This is a genomic window from Shewanella sp. MM_2022_3 (genome assembly GCF_022557375.1).
In the GTDB taxonomy this organism is placed as follows: domain Bacteria; phylum Pseudomonadota; class Gammaproteobacteria; order Enterobacterales; family Shewanellaceae; genus Shewanella; species Shewanella xiamenensis.
In genome coordinates this window covers 45301-68499 of the sequence record NZ_JAKZGV010000019.1, presented here as the reverse complement: position 1 = coordinate 68499, position 23199 = coordinate 45301, and the positions used below count along the sequence as shown (strand labels likewise).

At 45.0% G+C, this 23199-nt stretch carries 19 protein-coding genes; 6 read left to right on the top strand and 13 right to left on the bottom strand.

Features of this window, described 5'->3' with window-relative positions; all coding sequences use genetic code 11:
• Positions 1 to 696: 696 nt before the first annotated feature.
• Positions 697 to 1827 carry a class C beta-lactamase gene (gene ampC, locus MMG82_RS11860; protein ID WP_052184067.1) on the top strand — a complete coding sequence of 377 codons (1131 nt, stop codon included), beginning with the start codon at positions 697 to 699 and terminating at the stop codon, positions 1825 to 1827.
• 338 nt (positions 1828 to 2165) lie between these two features.
• A complete protein-coding gene (gene emrD, locus MMG82_RS11855) occupies positions 2166 to 3410 on the top strand; it encodes a multidrug efflux MFS transporter EmrD (protein WP_139122659.1) in 1245 nt (414 codons plus the stop codon).
• Between the two features lie 62 nt (positions 3411 to 3472).
• Here the strand turns inward: emrD and pssA are convergent, their stop codons facing one another.
• A complete protein-coding gene (gene pssA / locus MMG82_RS11850) occupies positions 3473 to 4786 on the bottom strand; it encodes a CDP-diacylglycerol--serine O-phosphatidyltransferase (protein ID WP_037428083.1) in 1314 nt (437 codons plus the stop codon).
• A gap of 11 nt (positions 4787 to 4797) precedes the next feature.
• Positions 4798 to 5130 (bottom strand): DUF1904 domain-containing protein, encoded by a 333-nt coding sequence (locus tag MMG82_RS11845; protein WP_011072371.1) that lies wholly within the window; start codon positions 5128 to 5130, stop codon positions 4798 to 4800.
• Positions 5131 to 5710: 580 nt separating this feature from the next.
• Between MMG82_RS11845 and dacB the strand changes: the two genes are divergently transcribed.
• Positions 5711 to 7231, top strand: a complete 1521-nt coding sequence (gene dacB, locus MMG82_RS11840; protein WP_047537792.1) for a D-alanyl-D-alanine carboxypeptidase/D-alanyl-D-alanine-endopeptidase — start codon at positions 5711 to 5713, stop codon at positions 7229 to 7231.
• A gap of 61 nt (positions 7232 to 7292) precedes the next feature.
• Here the strand turns inward: dacB and MMG82_RS11835 are convergent, their stop codons facing one another.
• The 10 genes from MMG82_RS11835 to aroA form a co-directional block, all read right to left on the bottom strand.
• Complete coding sequence (locus MMG82_RS11835) at positions 7293 to 9050, bottom strand: acyl-CoA dehydrogenase family protein (protein WP_047537795.1); 1758 nt, start codon at positions 9048 to 9050, stop codon at positions 7293 to 7295.
• 223 nt (positions 9051 to 9273) lie between these two features.
• A complete protein-coding gene (locus MMG82_RS11830; RefSeq protein ID WP_037428086.1) occupies positions 9274 to 9816 on the bottom strand; it encodes a DUF2058 domain-containing protein in 543 nt (180 codons plus the stop codon).
• A 48-nt stretch (positions 9817 to 9864) separates the two neighbouring features.
• A complete protein-coding gene (locus tag MMG82_RS11825; RefSeq protein WP_047537802.1) occupies positions 9865 to 10689 on the bottom strand; it encodes an SDR family oxidoreductase in 825 nt (274 codons plus the stop codon).
• 75 nt (positions 10690 to 10764) lie between these two features.
• Complete coding sequence (gene pyrF / locus MMG82_RS11820) at positions 10765 to 11460, bottom strand: orotidine-5'-phosphate decarboxylase (RefSeq protein ID WP_088585601.1); 696 nt, start codon at positions 11458 to 11460, stop codon at positions 10765 to 10767.
• Positions 11461 to 11502: 42 nt separating this feature from the next.
• Entirely contained in the window at positions 11503 to 12663 is a 1161-nt protein-coding gene (gene lapB, locus MMG82_RS11815) for a lipopolysaccharide assembly protein LapB (RefSeq protein ID WP_047537808.1), read from the bottom strand.
• A gap of 1 nt (position 12664) precedes the next feature.
• Positions 12665 to 12940, bottom strand: a complete 276-nt coding sequence (locus tag MMG82_RS11810; protein ID WP_037418900.1) for a lipopolysaccharide assembly protein LapA domain-containing protein — start codon at positions 12938 to 12940, stop codon at positions 12665 to 12667.
• A gap of 123 nt (positions 12941 to 13063) precedes the next feature.
• Positions 13064 to 13351: an integration host factor subunit beta gene (gene ihfB / locus MMG82_RS11805; RefSeq protein ID WP_037418898.1), complete on the bottom strand. Its 288-nt coding sequence runs from the start codon at positions 13349 to 13351 to the stop codon at positions 13064 to 13066.
• A gap of 72 nt (positions 13352 to 13423) precedes the next feature.
• The gene (gene rpsA, locus MMG82_RS11800) at positions 13424 to 15091 is read right to left on the bottom strand and encodes a 30S ribosomal protein S1 (protein ID WP_011072381.1); all 1668 of its coding nucleotides are present in this window, start codon (positions 15089 to 15091) and stop codon (positions 13424 to 13426) included.
• A gap of 103 nt (positions 15092 to 15194) precedes the next feature.
• Complete coding sequence (gene cmk / locus MMG82_RS11795; protein ID WP_037418896.1) at positions 15195 to 15887, bottom strand: (d)CMP kinase; 693 nt, start codon at positions 15885 to 15887, stop codon at positions 15195 to 15197.
• Positions 15888 to 16070: 183 nt separating this feature from the next.
• Entirely contained in the window at positions 16071 to 17351 is a 1281-nt protein-coding gene (aroA, locus tag MMG82_RS11790) for a 3-phosphoshikimate 1-carboxyvinyltransferase (RefSeq protein ID WP_241406884.1), read from the bottom strand.
• Positions 17352 to 17784: 433 nt separating this feature from the next.
• Between aroA and MMG82_RS11785 the strand changes: the two genes are divergently transcribed.
• From MMG82_RS11785 to MMG82_RS11775, 3 genes are all read left to right on the top strand, one after another.
• The gene (locus MMG82_RS11785; protein ID WP_047537815.1) at positions 17785 to 18975 is read left to right on the top strand and encodes an amino acid aminotransferase; all 1191 of its coding nucleotides are present in this window, start codon (positions 17785 to 17787) and stop codon (positions 18973 to 18975) included.
• A gap of 386 nt (positions 18976 to 19361) precedes the next feature.
• Complete coding sequence (locus MMG82_RS11780; RefSeq protein ID WP_047537818.1) at positions 19362 to 20921, top strand: YjjI family glycine radical enzyme; 1560 nt, start codon at positions 19362 to 19364, stop codon at positions 20919 to 20921.
• Entirely contained in the window at positions 20893 to 21804 is a 912-nt protein-coding gene (locus MMG82_RS11775) for a YjjW family glycine radical enzyme activase (RefSeq protein WP_173944689.1), read from the top strand. Before MMG82_RS11780 ends, MMG82_RS11775 begins: the two co-directional genes overlap by 29 nt.
• On the opposite strand, the gene MMG82_RS11770 is transcribed toward MMG82_RS11775, so the two are convergent.
• On the bottom strand, positions 21801 to 22721 hold the full coding sequence (locus tag MMG82_RS11770) for a LysR family transcriptional regulator (RefSeq protein WP_241406883.1): 921 nt from the start codon (positions 22719 to 22721) through the stop codon (positions 21801 to 21803). The two genes, MMG82_RS11775 and MMG82_RS11770, sit on opposite strands and share 4 nt — an antisense overlap.
• Between the last annotated feature and the right edge of the window lie 478 nt (positions 22722 to 23199).

The window sequence follows — 23199 nt, the reverse complement described above, 5'->3', positions numbered from 1 at the left end:
GTTTACCTCATTAGACCAGTAAAAACGCGCATCATTAACTGTTTGTATTGCAAAGAACTTATCAGCTTTTTATCTAATACACCATCCGGAAAAACGCGCATGCGCGTTTTCCAAACCTATTAACTAAAACTAAGTCACTATAATTATTTGATTTTATAGTTTTTTATTTGCTACAGATGAAATTAATGCGCACTGATATTGTCTTAAAATCACACCAAAGTATCTAAATTTAAATATGACTGTATAGCCATACATTATTAGCCACTTCGCGGTAGGGCCAAACATAGGTAACTAGATGAGAATTTGTATGGTAACAAGAGTAGGTATTTTCGATTGAGATAACGAGCCGAAACACACTTTGGGGCATAAACATTGTAGAAAAGGCTGCGTACCGAAAAGAATGCTGCCATAGGCCAACTAATTGGTTACGCTTTGCTAAACGATCGCCGAAGATCAAAACCGCTTAGGCTAAATTTGTAGCCAATCTGATTTAAATCGTGCTAAATCTTTCATCCATCAATCTATGTTGAATCAGTGCCATTTGCAGGCCCCAACAAAAATGCAAGGAATTATATGCCCACGTCTATCTTGCAAGCGGTAAAGCTCACCCGCTTCGCTTTATTGTCTATACCATTCAGTTCACACAACGTAGGCTCGATCATTTTTGGCGGAATATTGCTAGCAGTGACACCATTAATGGTAAATGCCGCGCCACAACGGGGCGTCAGCTTCCCTCCGAATGCCCAGGCTATAGAAGCCCTTATCGATTCTACTGTTAATCCTTTAATGAACGAATATGGGATCCCTGGGGTGGTGATCGGGATCAGTATGAACGGGCAACAGTACTTTTATCCTTATGGTGTCAGTTCAAAAAAGACAGGGGAAAAGGTGAATGAAAATACCCTATTTGAGATTGGTTCTATCAGTAAAACCTTTACCGCGACCCTCGCAACATACGCTCAACTTGAGGGTAAACTGACGCTAACAGATAAGGTAAGCCAATATCTGCCTGAATTAACCGGTAGCCATTTTGACCAGATCAATCTCATTCATTTAGCCACCCATACAGCGGGAAATCTGCCCATGCAGGTCCCTGATAATATAACCAATAATGCTGAGTTAATAAGCTATTTAAAAGCCTGGCAACCAGCTTATGCCGCAGGTACTCACCGCAATTATGCCAATCCCAGCATTGGTCTTCTCGGTGTGATCGCGGCAAAGCAGCTTGGTCAAGGTTTTCCTGAGGCCGTAGAGCAAACTCTCTTTCGACAACTTGGCATGACAAACAGCTATTTTATGGTTCCAACCAATAAAATGACTGACTACGCCCAAGGCTACAATAAGCAAGATCAGCCAGTACGCCTCAATCCCGGTGTGTTAGCCGATGAGGCCTACGGAATAAAAACGACGGTTGTAGATCTGCTCCGTTTTGTTGAAACCAATATGCAGCAGCATGCGGTGCCTGCAAGGTTGCAACGTGCCATTGATGCCACCCATACGGGCTATTTTGATGTCGGCATGATGACTCAAGCGATGATTTGGGAGCAATATCCGTATCCGATTGCCCTTGATAAGCTCCTCACTGGACATACTCAAGATGTAGTGTTTGGCAGCATGCCAGTGAAAGCCATTACACCACCTCAAGCGCCACAGCAAAATGTCTGGATAAATAAGACTGGCTCAACGGGTGGTTTTGCTGCGTATGTGGCTTATATTCCAGCTAAAAAGCTGGCATTGGTGTTATTGAGTAATAAAAATTATCCAGTGCCGCCACGGGTAACCGCGGGTTACCAGATATTAACAGGCTTAGAAACACTGCAAAATTAATATCGCGTCATCATATTTCAGCCCAAACCGCGCTTGCCAAAATGGAGAGGTTTTCTCTCCATTCAATTTCTCTGCTACGAATATCTCGTTATTGATCAAAACCCATGTAAATAAACGCGTTATATTGTTGACTTAAGAATCCACCCTTTATCAATTATAAAACCTGATTAACAAGATAAACACCAAGTGTAAGCTTAGTTTTACAGCCATAAAAGCATAGAAAAACTTATGTGTTGGATGAAAAAATATTCCTAAAAATCAAGACGATTAGCCATTGAACTACTCAATTTTGGGCGTAAGATGCGCGCCATTGTTCAACTGTGCTTTTTTACGGAATTATGATGTCAGGCGAAAAACCGTCTTTAATCTCATCAAAAACGTCGGCTTCATCAGCAGGAAGTACCACTCGATTGCTCTTTATGCTGGTCTTTATGGTGGCCTGTGGACAGATGGCCCAAACGATTTTTGTGCCAGCACTCCCGCTGATTGCCCAAGGTTTAGCCGTCGATGCAAGCAAGCTACAAGCAGTCATGGCCTGTTATCTGCTCGCCTACGGTTTATGTCAATTTATCTATGGCCCATTATCTGACCGCTATGGGCGAAAACTCCCACTGTTGGTTGGTATTGGGATCTTTATGATTGGCGCGTTAATTGCCACACAAGCCACAAGCTTTAATCAGTTAATTTGCGCGAGTCTGCTTCAAGGCCTAGGCACAGCCAGTGCCGGCGCGCTGTGCCGCAGCATTCCTAGGGATCATTACTTTGGCGATAACTTAGTTAAATTTAATAGCTATGTGTCCATGGCGGTGGTGTTTTTACCCTTGGTGGCGCCCTTCTTAGGGAGCCTTGCTTCAGCCTACTTAGGTTGGCAAGCCGTTTACTGGGTGTTATTTGGGTTTGGCGTCTTTGTTTGGCTACTGCTTTGTTTTGGTTTTAAAGAGTCTTTACCAAAAGACAAACGAGAACAACAACCAGTGTTAGCCTCCTATCGCCATGTGCTACGCCACCGCAGCTTTAGGGCATATCTATTTTCATTAATCGCCACCTTTGCGGGGATTGCCGCCTTTGAAGCCATTGCGGGCGTGCTCTATGGCCAATATTTGCAACTCTCATCTTTTATGGTGAGCTGCTATTTTGTGGCGCCTATCCCCGGCTATTTACTCGGTGCACTGGTAGCAGGAAGACAAAAACAAGCACAACGAACCGTATTTCAAGGTGTTGCCTTGCTCGGTGCTGGCGCATTGTTTATGTTGATCCCTGGGTTGTTTCAACTGGTTGTAGGCTGGAGTTTGTTGATAGGCTCAATTTTATTTTTCAGCGGCGCCGGCATGTTATTTCCGACATTAACCTCGGCTGCGTTAGAACCTTTTCCGCGTCAAGCGGGCATTGCGGGGGCTTTGCTCGGTGGTTTACAAAACTTTGGCGCAGGGCTGGCGGCATTAACTATGTCGCTCGTCCCTATGGGAGGCCAGTTAAGTATCGGTTTACTGAGCGCGCTGATGGTGCTTTTAGTGATTGTGGCCTTGCATTATGCGCGAGATCAAAATGATACCCATCAAACACTATTGCCGCAAAAAACCTGAGGTTCTCTATCAAAATAACAAAGCCCACTTACGTGGGCTTTTGTTTTTCTGATGCTTATCGATTACAGGATCCGTCTTAGTAAAAAATCTGCTTTTAATCTTCTAATACGATTCATAATCTTCTTCACCGGATCGGGATAGCTTTGCAAAGTATCCACTTGGCTATAGTGATATAACCTCTGTGTATGCTCAAGAATATGCGCTTGCTCGGCCTCAAATTGCGCCTTCCAGCTACCCGTTTCATCGTGGATCAAGAGCCCATTCTCTAAATCCAACGCCCATGCTCTAGGGTTTAGATTTGAGCCTGTGATCAAATGCTTACGCCCATCGGCACTGATACCTTTGAGGTGGTAACTGTTGATCCCATGCTTCCACAGATGAATATTGAGTTGGCCATTATCAATCGCCCACTGCTGACGTTTGGCAAATTTACGCAGCGACTGTTCATATAAATACGGCAAGGCACCGATGGTGGAAAAATCTTGCTCAGGCGGAATATAAAAGTCATTCGCCGTTTTATCGCCGACGACAATATCAATCCGTTTGCCGTTGCGCAGATGTTTAGCTAAGGCGCGGACCAAAATATAAGGAGGGTTAAAGTAAGGTGTGCAGATAAAGAGTCTATCTTTTGACTCCTCAACCATCGCAATAACCGCTTTATTCAATAAATTATGTTTACGGCCTAAGCCAAGTAATGGTGTTACCCGATTACCCGTTCGAGTTGCGTTAAACTCGTACTGTGCCTGTGACAAACGTAATTTAAAGCTGCGCACATCGGTTTTAGGCGGTAACACTTCCTGCTGCGCATCTTGAGTAAGCGATGTCACTGCTGGATCGGCAATGATATAACGTTGGATCATTGCCCGCATGCTGCGTGCAAGCTCTGCTGACTCAATCACATGGTAGCGGTCGAAACGGTATTTATCGTTTTGCTGTAGATAGATATTATTAAGACTTGCGCCGCTATAAATCACGGCATCATCAATTACAAAGCCTTTAAGGTGTAATACACCCATAAACTCACGGGATTTAACTGGTACGCCCATAATCTCGATAGGATATTCAGCTTCAGCCATCACTTTGCGGTACATCAAATAATTACCGCTATCACCCTTATGGCCAATCAAGCCACGTCTAGCACGGTGAAAATCGACCAAAATTTTGATATCCAACGCAGGATTTTTAGCCTTCGCCGTCATCAAGGCCTGTAAAATCTCCCGCCCTGCTTCATCATCTTCTAAATAGAGTGCAGCGATGTAGATGCTGTTCTTGGCATTTTCGATGCGAGTAAGTAACTCTGCCTTAAATCGGCATGGCGTAAGCAACCACGTTAAAGCCTCGGGTTGAACGGCTATTCCACCAAGCTTATCTAGCAAGGCATCCTCCTTTAAACATGCTGACCACCCCGATAGGAAGCGCTTGGGGTCAGTGACAAAAACATCACAGCAATCTGTGTTAATTCTGGGTAGGCTTCTGTCACTGCCAGCCTGATTGTTTGTTCTACTTTAAGATGAATATCAGGGTCTACCGGAAACCAAAGCAATTCGATTTGGACAAAACGCTGATCAATTCTACCATTACGGTAACTGATGCTGGGGATCCAATCTAATGTAAAACTCTCTGCTTTACCTTTACATATAGCCGCCAAAGACTGCAGTAATGTTTGGCTAAGCTCTGCAACGACTGCCTGGGGTAAGCCGCGCATACTAATATGAGGCATGGTTTTAGTGGTTACCTAAGATCCTAAAATCGTAAGGGGTAGAAATTACCGACTTCACTGCAACTCGGCAAGACTTTTCGATGAAAAGAGCGCGGCGTAACGCCTATTTTGCTGGTAATTTGAGCTGAAACAAGTCATTGGCAATAATAAGTGTAAAATTACGTCGGTTCAGCCTAAATATATACGAGCAGACAAGCCTACTTCAATGACTAACCAAATACGCTTGCACTCTTTATCGGTTGCTCATTTTGCTTATCTACATAGGGTACCCAAAATGGTAGTTTAATCACAAAATATGGGTTGCTCCTAATGCAAGCATGCCCGTTTTGCGTGTTTTAGCGTAAACTAAAACGTCACCAGTCAACACTCTAAAACTCTATGAATAAAAAAATCCTGTTAACCCTCGCACTGACTTTAGCTTTAGCGTGGGGCATTTTTCATTTTAAAGCGCAACTTGGATTACTCATTTTGCCACTTTTTATTGGCTTGGTTTTATTTGTTACCCTAAGGTTGTATCGTCTGATGGAAAAAGATGATGGCAGTCATGACCGCTAATTAAGAGAGTAAACATACAACAGACATGGAAACGTTCTCCCCATTATTCAATTTACAGCGTTCGGCAGGCATATTGCTAACGGTAGTAGCAACAGCCCTATTACCACATCAGCTGTGGGCTACGACTGCAGATATTCAACATGCGATCTTGAGTCAACAAATTAATGATATTGCACCACGTCACTCGCAAATTGCGCTGCTGGCACTGGATATGGCGAACAGTAAACAGCTTTATAGCCAGCAAGCTGATACCTTGTTTATCCCCGCAAGCACACAAAAGGTCCTTACTGCCGTCACAGCATTGGCCAACCTTGGGGCCGATTTTCGTTATGTGACGGAGCTATGGAGCGATGCCCCCATTCGCCAAGGCCATATTGCGGGAAGTGTCTATCTGCGCTTTAGTGGCGATCCTACCCTCACTCAAGACGATCTTAAGGCCTTGTTTGCCCACCTACAAAAACAGGGTATCAACAGTATTGACGGGCATCTTTATCTTATCGGTGATAAACAAGAGCAATTACAAGCTCCTGGCTGGGTGTGGGACGACCTCGGCATTTGTTTTGCGGCGCCGGTTTCGAGTTACATCATCAATCAAAACTGTGTTTATGGGCAATTCGTTCCAAGCTCGAGCAAGCATTCCTCTGAGGTCAAATTAAGGGTATCTAGTTTTGGGGTAAAGGTCAGCAGTGACGCGATATTCTCTCCCAAAGCTAGCCATGATTTTTGTCAGCTCGATTTAGTGCGACTTGGGCAAAATCAATATCACCTTCGGGGATGTTATCCGGGCAGTGAGGCTATTCCCCTCGCTATTGCAATAACCGATCCTGAAAAATTCGCTATGGATACGTTAACGGCCACACTCAAGGGGGAAATGTCGCTCTCGGGTAAAGTTAAAATTGGCAACGCAATACCTGCAAAGGCAAAACTTATCGCCAGTCACAGTAGTGCGCCTTTGCCGGAGTTGTTAAAGACTATGTTGCTTAAGTCGGATAATCTGATCGCCGACAGCCTGTTTAAGTTAGTCGGACAACACTATTACAAAACCCAAGGAAATTTTACCAATGGTGCGGCGGCCATGCGCCATATCCTTAGCGATTTGGGAGTAGATTTAACCCACGCCAATATCGTCGATGGTTCAGGGCTTTCTCGTTATAACTTATTGAGCGCAAGGCAATTAGCCAATGTGCTTACTCTAATTTATCAAGATGCCCGCTTTCACAGCCTGATTGATAGTTTGCCCGAGGCGGGAGTCAGCGGTACGCTAAAATATCGACTGGGTTACACTCAACCACCGCTCAAAAACCGTGTTTTTGCCAAGACAGGTTCAATGCAAGGGGTTGCCAATTTAGCTGGTTTTATTCGAATACCACAGCGGGATATCTTATTTGTGGTGCTTGAGAATGGCATTAGTCCTGAAACGAAAAAACAACGCACGCCTGCGTTTAGCGCTGACTTTTTGACTCGTCTTATAACTACGGTTGAGCAACAGGCACAAACAAACCAAACATCGACTAAAGAACTCAACACGGTTAAATTAATTGACTGATGAAACTAAAAAGCACTGATAAATCAGTGCTTTTCACATCATTGATCTCACCAATCCAAACTTAGAATAATTCTGCTGGCATTGCCATAGTACTGGCATCACCCGCACGCACTTGCGCTAAATGATAATCGGCCTTAGGCAATAACTTATCAAAATAGAATTTAGCGAGGTAAGCTTTTTGCTCGGCAAAGTTTTTATCCTCGGCGCTAGGGACCTTATCCAACATGGCTAGCCAATAAAAACCATATAAGCTGTAACCAAAGGCATCTAAAAAGTCGACTGCACAAGCATTGATTAACGCAGGTTGAGTCAGTTTTTGCTCATTGATCGATTCAGCCACATGGACTAAAGCATCTAAACGAGCACAAACGGCGGCAACTTTTACGCCGTCGACCTGTGTAAATTCACGCATTTGTGCTTTTAATTCGGCCACAAACTCTTTTAGCGTTGCCAAATTGTCACCAGTGACTTTTCGACCAAGGAAGTCAATGGCTTGAATACCATTTGTGCCTTCATAGATTTGCGCAATGCGGGTATCACGTACCAATTGCTCAATGCCTGTTTCACGAATATAACCATGTCCACCAAAGACTTGCTGCGCCATGATAGTCGCGTCTAAACCACGGTCAGTTAAAAACGCTTTAGCAACGGGTGTTAATAAACCCACGTAGCGGGCAGCTTTAGCTTTAATCTCATCTTGGGCATATTTCGCCAAATCGAGCTGTTTGCCGGTAAATATGGATAAGGCACGTCCCGCTTCTGTCATCGCGCGGATTGTCAGTAGCATACGGCGCACATCGCCATGGACGATAATAGGATCAGAATCGCTCCCCGTGGGTGAGCCACCGGCTGCAACGCCTTGATTGCGCTCTTTAGCATAATCGGCGGCCATTTGATATGCGGCTTGTGCGCTGCCAAGCCCTTGAATACCAATAGCTAAACGTTCGTAGTTCATCATGGTGAACATACAAACCAAGCCACGATTAGGCTGGCCAATCAGATAACCCTTTGCTTCATCAAAATTCATCACGCAGGTTGCCGACCCCTTAAGGCCCATTTTGTGCTCGATTGACCCCACACTAACACCATTAGCCTCACCTAAGCTGCCATCATCATTAACCGTGATTTTGGGTACGAGGAACAGTGAAATACCTTTGCTTTCTGGTAATTTTGCCAGCACTAAGTGAATGACGTTTTCAGTTAGATCGTGATCGCCACCAGTAATAAAAATTTTGCTGCCACTGATCGCATAACTGCCATCCTCCAATGGAATTGCGCGAGTGCGAATATTACGCAGATCAGAGCCAGCTTGTGGCTCTGTCATATCCATCGCTCCAGCCCATTCACCAGAATATAACTTGGGTAAATAAGCTTGTTTTAATGCTTCGCTACCGTGGGCATTGATACACAAAGCAGCTCCCGCGGTTAATGAGCCATAAAGTGTAAACGCGTTGCAGGCACTGTAGGCCATTTCATCCACTAATACACCAAGCATTTTGGGCATGCCCATACCACCAAACTCAGGCTCACCACATAGGCCTACCCAACCACCTTCAGAATATTGCTTATATACGGCTTTATACCCCTCAGGGGTAATCACACCATTATCTTGGTGTAAAACGCCTTGCTCATCACCAGCACGGTTTAGCGGATGGATTAATTCAGCACTGATTTTTGCCGCTTCTTCAAGGATTGCATTGGCCGTATCCATATCAACCATTTCTGCAATCTCAGGTAATTGTGACCACGTATTTGGGGCATCAAAAACCTGTTCCAGTAAGAAACGCATATCTGCTAACGGGGCTTGGTAAGGATTCATTGGGAGACTCTTAAACGTAGGATTTAAACAGTTGTTTTAATTTATACCAGTTCTATACAGAAAACAATCTCATTACAAATTCACTTTGATGCTAAGCACTAATCTACGCAACATAACAGAGTGAAGAACAGGCAATAAAAAACCCTTAAGTGACCTTAAGGGTTATAGTGTAGCGAGAAGTAAACTAGGTTGTCGTCGGCTTAGCTCACGATTAACGTATTGATTACCACATTAAATCGTCAGGGATCGCATAATCAGCATAAGGGTCATCTTCGACTTCTACGGCCTTACCCGCATCCTGTTGCCACAAATAGCCGCACCATTGTGGCACCAATAGATTCACACGTTCGGCAAGCTTGTGGGGGACGAGGTAGCTCTTATCTTCGTATCGAACAATCCCTAATTGGCCTTTAAGCAATTCGGATTGAATTTTCTCATCGATATAGACAGAGTAAATTTTATTGTCGAGCGTATAGTTGAATTTGATCTCGGCATGACTTGGGATCTTGATAGCAAATTGCGTGAATTCACTCACTAATCCTCGCACTTGTCCTCGGGCCGTTGCCTCTGCAAAGCGTTGTTCATTGAGGGCTTTGTCTTTTTCAGCTTGTAAGCGTTTTTGCTCGGCAATCTCAAGTTTTAACGCGCTTGAGCCATCGTCAACCCGAGCCTTTTTATCGCGACGCTTTTGCGTTTTTACATCACGCACTTTTTGTTTACTGGCAAGTCCAGCTTTCAGTAGCTGCTCTTGTAATGCATTCGCCATGGATTTTCACCCGATTTTCTATTAAATAAATGAGTTATAACTATTTAGTTACTGCCCTTTGCTTGCTAATTCACCTAAGGCAGTCATCGCGATACTGGCACCGCCCAGTGACCAACCTCCATCGACGGGAAGTACAACACCCGTGATATAGGATGCCAGCTCAGAGCCTAAAAATAATGCTGCGTTGGCAATATCTTGCCCTTCCCCATTACGTTTTAACGGTACCGATTGTGCCACTTGTTGCTGTAGTGCAGCGCTCGGCGCTAAACGATTAAAGCCTTCGGTGCCTGTAATTGGGCCTGGAATAATGGAGTTAATTCGAATGCCTTCACAGCCCCATTCAATAGCTAAGGTTCGCGTCAGCATGTCAACCCCCGCTTTTGCCGCACAAACATGGGCCTGCATTGGCATCGCAATCGATGCCTGTGGCGCAGAAATTTGAATAATATTCCCCTGTGGGCGACGCAGTAAAGGATAAGCTGTTTTCAGTACTTGGAAACTGCCCAATAAATCAATATCCATTACGGCTTTAAAACCATTCGCCGAAAGCTTAGCGGCAGTTGCTGGGAAATTGCCCGCAGCGCCGCTCACCAATACATCAATAAAACCAAATTCTGAGGCGATGGTTTCAAAGCCCAGTTCTACTGCGGCTAAATCCCTGACATCAAAACTCACCCCAAGATGGATCCCATCTGGATTCGCCTGTTTGAGCTGTAACACCGCAGCATCGACTTTATCTTTGCTTCGACTCGCCACCGCCACATTAGCTCCCGCATGGGCAAACGCAATGGCAATTGCGAGGTTTATACCACTGGTACCACCGGCAACGACAACATTCTTACCCTGATAATTAAACATCGTAGTATTGAGCATGGACGTTCTCCGTGAACAGTTAAAGTTTGTCGCGAATACGAACCTTAACAGCTAAATAGTGTACTGTTCAGTATACTAAAGCAAAGATTGGTGAATCGCCTGCAGCGCAGCCAGAGGATCTGTCGCCTTAGTGATCGGACGACCAATCACTAAATAATCAGAACCGGCAGCAAGCGCCTCAGGCGGCGTCATCACACGGTGTTGGTCGCCAACCTCACTACCCACAGGACGAATACCAGGTGTAATAAGTTTAAAGTCTTGGCCTAATAAAGATTTAAGCACACTCGCTTCTTGGGCTGAACAGACAACACCATCAAGTCCGGCCTGTTTAGTCAATTTAGCTAAACGCTGAACATGCTCAAATGCTGGCACATCAATGCCGATGAGCTTCAGATCGTCATCGCTCATAGAGGTTAATACCGTCACAGCAATCAGCATTGGCGCCTCTTTACCGTAAGGCAGCAAAGCCTTTCTCGCCGCTTCCATCATCGCTAAGCCGCCACTGGCATGGACATTCGTCATCCACACACCAAGTTCCGCTGCAGCAGCAACCGCTTTCGCAACCGTATTAGGGATATCGTGAAATTTTAAGTCGAGGAAAAGATCGAAGCCACGGTCATGGATATCTTTAACTAACTGCGGGCCGAACAGGGTAAACATTTCTTTGCCAACTTTAAGGCGGCACATGTTGGGATCGAGTTGATCTATCAATTGTAAAGCGTGGTTTTTATTATCGTAATCAAGCGCTACGAGGATAGGTTTAGTCGTCATCATCTCTCCAACAGGGTTACACTAACTAGATATTTTAAAAAGTTATTCACCGTCCAAGCCTCTGATCCGTTTAATGGTGCCCCACTTTTTGCAAGAAGGACAATGCCAATATAGTGTATGGGATGGGAAACCACATTCTTTACAGCGGTAGCTTGGCCGGAATTTAATTTGTTGCTCAACAAGTTGCTCAAGCATCGTCAAACTTTGTTTAGCTTGCCCTTCTTCTGCTTGGCGTAGATGCATTTGCATTAAGTGCTGAAAACCCTTCATGGTCGGATGGCGATAAAGCGCATCGAGCACCATGTTTTCAGCAGCTTTAATCTCATCAAGGCTTATCATATGTTGGGCAAGCGCCACCACTACGGATGCGCCAGCACCTTCAGCCATAGCGCCAGCTAATAACTCTTGATAGCCCTCTTTATCTTGAGTATCGCGATATACTTCTTTAGCCGTCGGCAGTGCATCAGCAAAAAGCTCAATATCGGCCTTTTTTAATGCTATCAGCATGGCTTTACACTGACTGTAATCCTTCGCATCGAGAAATTTCTTGGCAAGAGTCAATAAGGCTCGGCCACATTTGGGATCTTGTTTTAAGGCTTGTTGCAGTAGCTTGACCTTCTCAGCATCATCACTGGTTTCATCGGCAAGTTGGCAATAAAAATGCGCTGTTATCGGTTTGAGTACGAGTTGACGTTTACGGCTTAAACGTTTGGTGATATCGATGGCTTTTTGCCATTCCTTTATCACTTGGTAAATCGCAATCAGCTGAGTTTCAGACTCTTCACTGTGGTCATCTTGACTCACCAAATTCAGAAAAATTTCTTCAGCACGGTCGTAAAATCCCGCGGCAAGATAGTCTTTGCCCAGCTCCATCATGGCGATATCGCGCTGCTCATTGGTGAGCGTAGGACGGGCAATTAAGTTTTGATGGATACGAATCGAGCGGTCAACCTCACCACGCTTACGGAATAAGGAACCGAGGGAGAGATGGGTGTCGATGGTTTCATCGTCTACATCGAGCATACTGATGAACAAGTCGACCGCTTTGTCCGACTCGTTAGACAATAAGTAATTTAAGCCGGTGAAATAATCACGACTTAATTGTTTACGCTGATTGCTCTGATTTTGCCTTATGCTCCGCCGCCCCATATACCAACCGTAACCGGCAGCAATAGGAAGCAACAGGAAGAGGATCTCAAGCATATTAGGCGTCTACACCTTGAGGTTTTTTAGCAGTTTGAACCGTTAATTTCTTTTTCGTTGCCGCTAAAGCCAATTTAAGTTTCACAATATAATAGCTCGCTACCAGCCAACTAAGCATAAAGCCTGCAAAGAAAACAATCGCTAACACAACGGGTAAACGGTACTCCCCTTGTGCCACAAAGTAGCTGATTGTCACGACTTGTTCATTACGTGCGCCAAAAATCAAAGCCACTATAAATAACAGTGCCACTAGGACTGTCGCTACAAAAGATTTCACGTCGCACTCCCTTAAACGCCTTTCAATTTTCTGATTATCCAAGAAATTTACTGAGCTGACCAGCTTTGCCTTACATTAGATATAAAAAAGCCCCCTTGCGGAGGCTTTTTGCAATGCGGTCAATTAAACATTGACAGCGTCAACGCGTTCGCGCAGTTCTTTGCCTGGCTTAAAGTGCGGGACGTATTTGCCTTCCAATTCGACGGATGAACCCGTCTTTGGATTGCGGCCAGTACGCGGCGCACGATAATGAAGCGAGAAACTACCAAAGCCACGGATCTCAATACGATCACCGCTTTCTAATGTTGATGCCATTTGCTCCAACATCTCTTTGATTGCGCCTTCTACCTCTTTCGCCGACAGCTGCGACTGCCTGGTGGCGAGTTTTTCGATCAGTTCGGATTTTGTCATCCTAGCTATCCCCTATTATCAAGCCAAACACAGTCACCTAATGGGGAGAAAATCTCCCCATACAACAGGCGATTATTTGCGAGCTGCTTTAAACGCTTCAGCCATTGCATTACTAATAACAGCGTCTTCTTGTTTATTCAAGGTCGCCATTACTTCTTTTTCTTCAGCTTCGTCTTTCGCTTTGATTGACAGGCTGATAGAACGGTTCTTACGGTCAACACCCATGAACTTAGCTTCGATTGCGTCACCTACTGAGTAAACAGTAGATGCATCTTCGATGCGCTCACGGCTGATGTCAGCTACACGGATGTAACCTTCAACAGTGTCAGCCAGTTCAACAGTCACACCTTTAGCATCAACAGCAGAAACAGTACCGTGTACGATAGTACCTTTCTTCTTGTCAGCTAAGTAAGCGTTGAATGGGTCGTCTTCAGTTTGTTTAACACCTAAGCTGATACGCTCACGCTCTGGGTCAACAGACAGAACCACTGCGTGGATTTCGTCGCCTTTCTTGTACTCAGATACTGCGTCTTCGCCAGTGCCGTTCCAAGAAATGTCAGACAAGTGAACTAAACCATCGATACCGCCGTCAAGACCGATGAAGATACCGAAGTCAGTGATTGACTTGATCTTACCAGAAACCTTGTCGCCTTTGTTGTAACGAGTTGCGAAGTCATCCCATGGGTTGGTCTTACATTGCTTCAGACCTAGAGAAATACGACGACGCTCTTCATCGATGTCCAGAACCAGAACTTCAACTTCATCACCTAAGTTAACCACTTTAGATGGGTGGATGTTCTTGTTAGTCCAATCCATTTCAGAAACGTGAACTAAACCTTCAACGCCTTCTTCGATTTCAACGAAACAACCGTAGTCAGTCAGGTTAGTTACGCGACCAGTTAACTTAGTGTTTTCTGGGTAGCGCTTGCTGATTTCTAACCATGGATCTTCGCCAAGTTGTTTCAGACCTAGAGACACACGAGTGCGCTCACGATCGTACTTCAGTACTTTAACGTTGATTTCGTCACCAACGTTGACGATTTCAGATGGGTGCTTAACGCGTTTCCATGCCATATCAGTGATATGTAACAGACCGTCAACGCCACCTAAATCTACGAATGCACCGTAGTCAGTCAGGTTCTTAACGATACCTTTAACTGCTTGACCTTCTTGCAGGTTTTCTAACAGTGCATCGCGCTCAGCGCTGCTTTCTGATTCGATAACTGCACGACGAGAAACAACAACGTTGTTACGCTTCTGGTCTAGTTTGATAACTTTGAATTCTAATTCTTTGTACTCTAAGTGAGCGGTGTCGCGAACTGGGCGCACGTCAACTAGAGAACCTGGTAAGAAGGCACGGATACCGTTTAATTCAACAGTGAAACCGCCTTTCACTTTACCATTGATGATACCGATTACAGTTTCAGCATCTTCGTAAGCTTTTTCCAGAACGATCCAAGCTTCGTGACGTTTCGCTTTTTCGCGAGACAGTTGAGTCTCACCGAAGCCGTCTTCAACAGAGTCAAGAGCTACGTCAACTTCATCACCAACAGCGATTTCTAAAACACCTTGAGCGTTTTTGAATTGTTCAGCTGGGATTGGGCTTTCAGACTTCAGACCTGCATCAACCAGAACCATACCGTTTTCGATAGCAACTACAGTACCACGAACGATAGAGCCTGGACGGAATTCCAGAGTTTGAAGGGATTGTTCAAATAGATCAGCAAAAGATTCAGTCATGTTTAAGTTACTTTAATGTAATAAACCACAGTCAATCCTAGACGTGGAGTCAGTCAAATTATCCGTATCATCCTTAATACGAATACCTACCCGAGCAATAATTTTAGTTAGTGCTGGATAATTTTTGCTTGATAAAGTTGAGCGCAAGCTCCAGTACTTCATCAATACCTTTATCGCTTGTATCGATAACGAGCGCATCCTCGGCTGGGACCAATGGTGCCACAGGACGATTCATATCGCGGTCATCACGTTCGATAATTTCAGCTAAAAGGCGCTCGATATTAACATCGAAGCCCTTGTCCTGCAACTGATTATAGCGTCTTTGAGCCCGCTCTTGTGCAGATGCCGTTAAATATAATTTAGCCGATGCTGTTGGGAAAACTACCGTCCCCATATCGCGGCCATCGGCGATCAATCCCGGTGCCGTTCTAAAGGCTCGTTGGCGACGCAATAAGGCTTCCCTAACACGGGGAAACGCCGCCACTTTAGAGGCAGCATTTGAACATTCTTGGGTACGTATCGCTGTGGTGACGTCTTCACCTTCTAAGATCACTTGAACGGGGTCTTTCTCATTGCCCGTTAAAAATTTCACATCGAGGTGTGAAGCTAGCAAGGTGATGGACTCTTCATTTTCCAATTCTACGTCGTGATGAATGGCAGCTAGTGCAAGTACTCGATAAATTGCACCACTATCAAGCAGTTGCCAACCTAGATGCTTAGCCAATAATTGGCTAATTGTCCCTTTACCAGCACCACTTGGGCCGTCGATTGTGACTACAGGAGCCCGTTCAGACATACATTCCTCCGCAAAAAATAATCATCATCCGTGAGTTCATAAGTAGAGCCCCGAAAATGAGCGCGCCGCATTGTACAATAATATACAAATAAAATCCGTGGATTTTTTATGAAGTTTAGAAGCCGCTCAAATGCGGCTTCTTTTGTTTGATATGGTCAGAAGTCAATCTGTTAGCTGAAAACGTTAGGCCTTCAGACTGACAAATTGAGCAAAATAGTCAGGGAAGGTTTTCGAGGTGCAGTCAGGATCGTTAATAGTGATCCCGCAATCGGCAAAGGCCAGCATGGAGAAGCACATGGCCATGCGGTGATCGTTATAAGTGTCAATCTCTGCGGTATTCAGTACTGCTGGCGGCGTGATTTGAATATAATCATGTCCCTCTTCGACTAACGCGCCGACTTTACGCAGCTCAGTTGCCATCGCCGCCAAACGGTCGGTCTCTTTAATGCGCCAGTTATAAATATTGCGAATGGTGGTCGTGCCCTTAGCAAACAAGGCGGCGGTAGCAATGGTCATCGCCGCATCGGGAATATGATTCATGTCTAAATCAACCGCAGTTAACGGCGCGCCACGGGCAATAATATAATCATCGCCCCACTCAATATCAGCGCCCATTTTTTCCAGCACATCGGCAAATTTCACATCGCCTTGAATGCTTAAACGGCCAACACCAGTGACTTTCACCTCACCGCCTTTGATGGCACCCGCCGCTAAAAAGTAAGATGCGGAAGAGGCATCCCCTTCTACTAACACTTTACCCGGTGACACATACTGCTGCCCGGCGGGGATTTCAAAGCGGGCATAGTCATGGTTAATCACCTGAACGCCAAACTGCGCCATCAAGGCTAAGGTAATGTCGATATAAGGTTTTGAAACCAGTTCTCCTTTGACATGAATATTCACACTGCCCTTAGCGAGGGGGGTAACCATTAACAGCGCCGTTAAGAATTGGCTAGACAGATCGCCAGCAATTTCTACATCGCCACCGTTAAGCCCGGTTGCATTGATGGTCAGAGGCGGAAACCCTTCATTCTTAAGGTACACAATATTCGCGCCCAATTGTTTTAGGGCATCGACCAAGTCACCAATGGGACGCTCTTCCATGCGGGGCTCGCCGGTTAAGGTAAATTCGCCACGCCCTAAGGTCAGCGCAGCGCACAATGGGCGCATAGCCGTGCCCGCATTGCCTAGAAACAGCGTTTGCGCAGTATCCGCCGAGATAGCACCACCTAAACCAATAAGCTCGCAGACAGTATTATTTTGCGATAAGCGGTATTCAACTCCCAACTGCTTTAAAGACGCCAACATATGACGAATATCATCGGAGTCGAGCAAATTGGTTAGCGTGGTGGTGCCTTTGGCTAAGGTCGCCAATAATAATGCGCGGTTAGAAATGCTTTTTGAGCCCGGAATGTTGATCTCACCGCGGACTTGCACAACAGGTTCAAGACGTAATTGCTTCATGAATAAATCTTCTTTCTCTTTGGGCGTGATTGATGTCATCACGCGAACTGAATAGGCTAATGGCAACTTCACGCTACAGAACGTCAAGTTTACGTTACTAATAAAAGGAGATTGGGGACCTTGTTGGTGCTTCGTCGTTATAAAATTACCGATAGTGACGCAGGATTCAACCGTTTTTTACTAAAAAATGGCTTTTGAAACCGGAAATTTACTCAAGTCAGCCTAAAAATAACAAAAATACTAAATATAATGGGTGAAATTGTGATCTAAACGGTTTTTCGGCAGGCTTTTTTGCCAGACTAATTGGTCTCTAAACACCATTTTTACTTTAAAGTTTTCATCTATTCACGTTATCCTAGGTTTCAATCGATAAATCACGCACATCCTATGTGATTCATGCTGTCGCTTAATAACTAGAAAGGTAGATGGAGCTATGTTTAACTCACTCATCGCAATGCCTGCGGATCCGATCCTCGGCTTGTTGACCCAGTACCGCGAAGACACACATCCACAGAAAGTAGACTTAGGTGTCGGTGTTTATAAAGACCCCGCGGGAAACACCCCCATTCTCAATTGTGTAAAAAAAGCCGAGAAATTTCGTTTAGAAACGGAGACGACAAAGGTCTATATCGGTCCAACCGGCTCGCCTCAGTTTAATACCCTGATGACAGAGTTAGCCTTTGGCAGTGATCATAGCGCGATTATCGCTAACCGTATTCGTACTGTTTCAACGCCTGGCGGTACGGGTGCTCTGCGTGTTGCGGGTGACTTTATTAAGCGCTGCAATCCGAATGCGGTATTGTGGGTAAGCGATCCTACATGGGCTAACCATACCGGTTTATTCGAAGCTGCTGGGATCACAGTTAAAACTTATCCCTATTATGACTACGATAGTAAATCATTGAAATTTGGTGAGATGCTTGCTGCATTATCGCAAGTGAGTCCTGATGATGTAGTGTTATTTCACGCCTGCTGCCATAACCCAAGTGGGATGGATTTGACCACTGAGCAATGGGACAAAGTGGTTGCCCTCACCAAGGAGCAAGGTTTTACCCCGCTTATCGACATGGCCTACCAAGGTTTTGGCGATGGTGTTGATATTGATGCCTACGGCGTGCGTAAAATGGCTGCAGCCGTTGATAATATGATCCTGTGTAGTTCATGCTCGAAAAACTTCGGTCTGTACCGTGAGCGTATTGGTTCCTGCTCTGTGATTGCCAAAGATGCCAATACCGCCAATATCACGCAATCTGTACTGCTTTATGTGGTTCGCAGCCTCTACTCCATGCCGCCAGCCCACGGCGCGGCGATTGTTGAGACGATTTTAGGATCAAAAGAATTAACTCAAGAATGGCTTGATGAGCTCAAAGTGATGCGCGATCGCATCAATGGTAACCGCGCGATTTTAGTTGAAAAACTCAAAGCCAATGGCGTTGAGCGCGATTTTAGCTTTATCGCTCGCCAAAAAGGCATGTTTTCCTTCCTTGGAGTTAATCCTGAGCAAGTGGCGCGTCTACAGAAAGAATTTAGCATTTATATGGTAGGGTCAAGCCGCATTAGCATAGCAGGCATTAGCGAAGACAATGTGGATTACTTAGCTAAGTCGATTGCCAAAGTGCTTTAAATACAAGTGCTTTAAATACAAGCGATTTAGTACTTTTTAACCATCTAGTTACTCTGCTGTATTCTCTATCTAGGATGCAGCAGAGTTATCTATCGCTTGTAAATATTACACTCGTCTATTTAGTTTGGATTGACGAGTCTTCCTTTTTCGTTCCCCCTAAAAAACCTCATAAGCCACGTCATCCTCACCCTTTAAGCATTTATTTTCAATCGTAAAACCCTATTTGAATGATGTTGACTCCACGGTCTTATCACAATAAACCGCACGTTGTGATCTCAATCGGCGGATTTCCATTTTATCAATCGGGGCTACGGTAATTTTCACTTTTTAAAGCCAGAGCCACTGAGTAGATTAATCGTCATTATTGAACTTGTGGGTATTCCGCCATGTTATTACAAGATAAATTAATACAAATCGTCACGAGCCCGCAGCTTTCACCTAAGCAAAAATCTAACTATTTAGCGTTGGAGGCTGAGGCAAGTTTGCCCTATATGCCGATATCGACTGAGGTTAACGCGGCAATGAATGACGGCGTGATCTGCGATATGTTTGAAGGCCATGCACCGTTTAAACCGCGTTATGTATTGCCAGATTATGCCCGTTATCTTCAGCAAGGCTCAGAATATTTAGAGCTTTCACCTGCACAGGATTTAGATGAAGCCCTCAATGCCTTAACGATTCTGTATCACCATGTGCCATCGGTGACCAATATCCCCGTGTATTTAGGTCAGTTGGACGACATTTTGATGCCTTTCGTGGAAGGAATGGATGCGGATGTCCTTTATCGTAAACTAAAGCTGTTCTGGATAATGCTCGACAGAACCCTGCCCGACGCCTTTATGCACGTTAATATTGGCCCAACAGACAACATTGTTTGCCGTACCCTACTGCGCATTGATGCCGAGCTCAAACAAGTTGCCCCCAATTTGACCTTTATGTATGACCCCGCCGTCACGCCGGATGAATTATTGCAGATTGCGGCCACCAATATTTGTCAGTGCAGTAAACCGCATATCGCCAACTATCCTCTGCATGCCAGTGTATTTGACAAGCGCGGCTTTGGTATTGTGAGTTGCTACAATGCCTTACCATTAGCAGGCGGCGCTAATACCTTGGTTAGACTCAATCTGAAAGAAGTGGCATTAAAAGCCACATCAATCAATGACTTTTTTGAGCGTGTTTTGCCCTATTACTGCTCACTCACCTTCGAACTTATCGAGGCGCGCTCAGCATTTTTACATCAAGAGTCGCACTTCTTTGATAGCTTTTTAGTTAAAGAACAATTGATTGATGAATCGCGCTTTGCACCCATGTTTGGTATTTATGGTATGGCTGAAGCGGTGAATATTCTGCAAGCTCTGATGACAAGTGAGACAGACAAATCATCTGAATCAAACAAACCCACAGGCTATGGGCATAGCATGGATGCAAACCAACTTGGCTACCGTATTTCTGCCGCCCTCGATACCATAGTAAAATCCACGCCCGTCACCTATGGCTATCATGGACGAGCGCTGCTGCATTCACAGGGCGGTATTAGTCTCGATAAGGACGTGACACCCGGCGTTCGTATTCCCTATGGCACGGAACCCAATCCCATCGCCCATATTCAAGCCCTCGCACAGCATCACCAGTATTATACGGCGGGGATCAGCGATATTTTGACCATAGATGAAACCGTCAAATCAAATCCTCAAGCTATGTTCCAGCTGTGTAAAGCGGCGCTGGAGTTAGGCTTTAGGGAATTTACCGCCAATGTGGCCTCTAACGATTTAATGCGTGTCACTGGCTATATGGTAAAACGCTCTGATATTGAAGCATTTAAACAATGCGGTTCGCGCCTTAATACCACGGGTTTAGGAGCAGAAGCCGCACAGAATACCGGCATATTACAACGCCAAGCACGCGTAATTGCCCATGAGCATTCTCCCTGTGTCGTTAACTAAACCAGCCATAAATAAGCAGGCAATAGTTAGTCAGCTATTGCCGTTTTCCTGCGTCGACGGGCCTGGCAGCAGGCTCGTATTATTCCTGCAAGGCTGTAATTATCAATGTAAAAACTGCCATAACCCACATACCATAGGCTTATGCGATGGCTGTGGCGATTGCATCGCCACCTGCCCTGACAAGGCGCTGACGTTGATAACCGCTAACAATAAACATCAGATCCATTGGGATAAAGATCGTTGTAGCCAGTGCGATACTTGTCTTGCTGTGTGTCCAAAACAAGCTAATCCTAAAGTCACCCGATACACTGTTGAAGAGATCTTGGCGATTATCCACCATCAGCGTCATTTTATTAATGGCATTACGGTGAGCGGCGGTGAAGCAAGTCTACAACTGCCATATATTATTGAATTATTTAAAGCGATTAAGGCCTCAACGTCGTTATCACAGTTAACCTGTATGCTCGATACCAATGGCAGTTTGAGCCTCACAGGCTGGCATAAACTGCTGCCCTTTTTAGACGGCGCTATGGTGGATCTTAAAGCGTGGCAAAAAGAGACCCATAGATACATTACCGGGCGAGATAACCATGCGGTGTTCAAATCGATTGAACTCTTAGCGCAGCAGCAAAAACTGTATGAAGTAAGATTGCTGCATATTCCGGGTATTACGGATTTTGAGCAGGAAATAGACGCGCTATCTTGCTATTTACTGACACTTGGTGCCGATACGCGGGTGAAATTAAACGCCTTTCACCACCATGGCGTGGTTGATGAGGCGTTAACTTGGCCAAGTTGCACTCAAACCGATATTGAAGCCTTAGCAGCCTCCCTTGCCCAGCGAGGCTTAACAAATATCGTCTTACCGTCCATCTACCTTTAATGGCTACAAAGCAGGATCTGCTCGTACAGCCAGCGTAGTGCGGGATCCTTCATACTTTGTTTATGCCAAACGAGGCTATAAGCCACTTTTCCATATTCGATGGGTAACGATTTGACGGTTAAACCTTTGGCTTGGCTGGCGATAGATGCCCAGCGGCGCGAGCAGGTAAACAGCAGCTCACTGTGGTGACACATTAACGCCGCGCTGCCAAAGTCTGGCACCGAAATAGGTACCGCACGTTTTTGAGATTGCTGAGCGAGTAAAATATCAAAATAAGGTGTACTCAGATCCGTATCTGTGATGCCTATATGGCTGAAGCTGAGATAATCATCAAAGCTGATATGCGATTGTTTGGCCAAGGGATGGGATGAGTTCATTAAGCAAATCATTTCATCGCTGAACAAGGTTTCCCACACGAGATCATCTTGCGAAGGATTAGGCTGACTCAAATCATGGGGTAACAGTACAAAATCTAACGAGCCATTAATGAGTCCATCAAAACCGATATTGTCTTTGCTGTAAATATCGAGATGAATATGGGGCGCCAAACCCAAAATATGGGCGCTGAGTTTGGCGGCCAGCAGCTCAAAAGTACTTTCGCGCATTGCCAGTGTAAACCGCCCCTCATAGTTTGTTGGGGTAAACGCATCTTGACTCATGATCTGATTCATATCATTGATCATTTGTTGCACGCTTGGGCCTAATCGTTTGGCTAAAGGCGTTGCAACCAGTGAGTTACCGTTACGGTAAAACAGTTCATCATTCAAACTGTCTCGAAGCTGGCTTAAGGTTTTACTGACAGATGAAGGGCTTAAGCATAAACGTTCGGCGCTAGCGGTAACGCTCAGAGTATCGAGCATCACATGCAAAGTGATTAAGTGCTTCATACTAATGCGCGAAAGCTTGGCTAAATCCATCAGTGGTTTCCTAGTAATTTATCTTATGTAAAAATCAAAATATCAACTTTTAATCATGATAAACAATAAGATAAAACTTACCCAATAGATTGCTAAGTATATTAGTCTGTTATGCGTGCCGGCTCACAGGCTTGCTCGGTACAAGTGCCATTGCTCAAGCTTATCTGGGTTGCATCTAATACCAATCGTATTAAATATCTGTTCATTCAGCGGGAGTTAAACGGGCTTTAGACAAGGCGAAGGCTTGAAGGCATAGTGGCGCTCTGTCGAAAGCCTTAAACGCAGTATAAAGCCCGTTCAACCCCGCCCAGCGGGAGCCTCACAGGCATCTCACTCCCGTGTTACATTGACTTAAAAGGGAATAACCATTTCTTCGTCAATGCGCCTTGGATTGAGATGCCTGTGAGGCTCTGAACTGATTAGATATTTAATGTGATTGGTATAACCAAATCCAGCCAACAAAAAAGCGAATGCATAT

Coding starts and splice junctions, on each gene's coding strand:
- ampC (WP_052184067.1), top strand. CDS start 697: ATGGTAAATGCCGCGCCACAACGGGGCGTCAGCTTCCCTCCGAATGCC.
- emrD (WP_139122659.1), top strand. CDS start 2,166: ATGATGTCAGGCGAAAAACCGTCTTTAATCTCATCAAAAACGTCGGCT.
- MMG82_RS11845 (WP_011072371.1), bottom strand. CDS start 5,130: ATGCCTCATATTAGTATGCGCGGCTTACCCCAGGCAGTCGTTGCAGAG.
- dacB (WP_047537792.1), top strand. CDS start 5,711: ATGGAAACGTTCTCCCCATTATTCAATTTACAGCGTTCGGCAGGCATA.
- MMG82_RS11835 (WP_047537795.1), bottom strand. CDS start 9,050: ATGAATCCTTACCAAGCCCCGTTAGCAGATATGCGTTTCTTACTGGAA.
- MMG82_RS11830 (WP_037428086.1), bottom strand. CDS start 9,816: ATGGCGAATGCATTACAAGAGCAGCTACTGAAAGCTGGACTTGCCAGT.
- MMG82_RS11825 (WP_047537802.1), bottom strand. CDS start 10,689: ATGCTCAATACTACGATGTTTAATTATCAGGGTAAGAATGTTGTCGTT.
- pyrF (WP_088585601.1), bottom strand. CDS start 11,460: ATGACGACTAAACCTATCCTCGTAGCGCTTGATTACGATAATAAAAAC.
- lapB (WP_047537808.1), bottom strand. CDS start 12,663: ATGCTTGAGATCCTCTTCCTGTTGCTTCCTATTGCTGCCGGTTACGGT.
- ihfB (WP_037418898.1), bottom strand. CDS start 13,351: ATGACAAAATCCGAACTGATCGAAAAACTCGCCACCAGGCAGTCGCAG.
- rpsA (WP_011072381.1), bottom strand. CDS start 15,091: ATGACTGAATCTTTTGCTGATCTATTTGAACAATCCCTTCAAACTCTG.
- cmk (WP_037418896.1), bottom strand. CDS start 15,887: ATGTCTGAACGGGCTCCTGTAGTCACAATCGACGGCCCAAGTGGTGCT.
- aroA (WP_241406884.1), bottom strand. CDS start 17,351: ATGAAGCAATTACGTCTTGAACCTGTTGTGCAAGTCCGCGGTGAGATC.
- MMG82_RS11785 (WP_047537815.1), top strand. CDS start 17,785: ATGTTTAACTCACTCATCGCAATGCCTGCGGATCCGATCCTCGGCTTG.
- MMG82_RS11780 (WP_047537818.1), top strand. CDS start 19,362: ATGTTATTACAAGATAAATTAATACAAATCGTCACGAGCCCGCAGCTT.
- MMG82_RS11775 (WP_173944689.1), top strand. CDS start 20,893: ATGAGCATTCTCCCTGTGTCGTTAACTAAACCAGCCATAAATAAGCAG.
- MMG82_RS11770 (WP_241406883.1), bottom strand. CDS start 22,721: ATGGATTTAGCCAAGCTTTCGCGCATTAGTATGAAGCACTTAATCACT.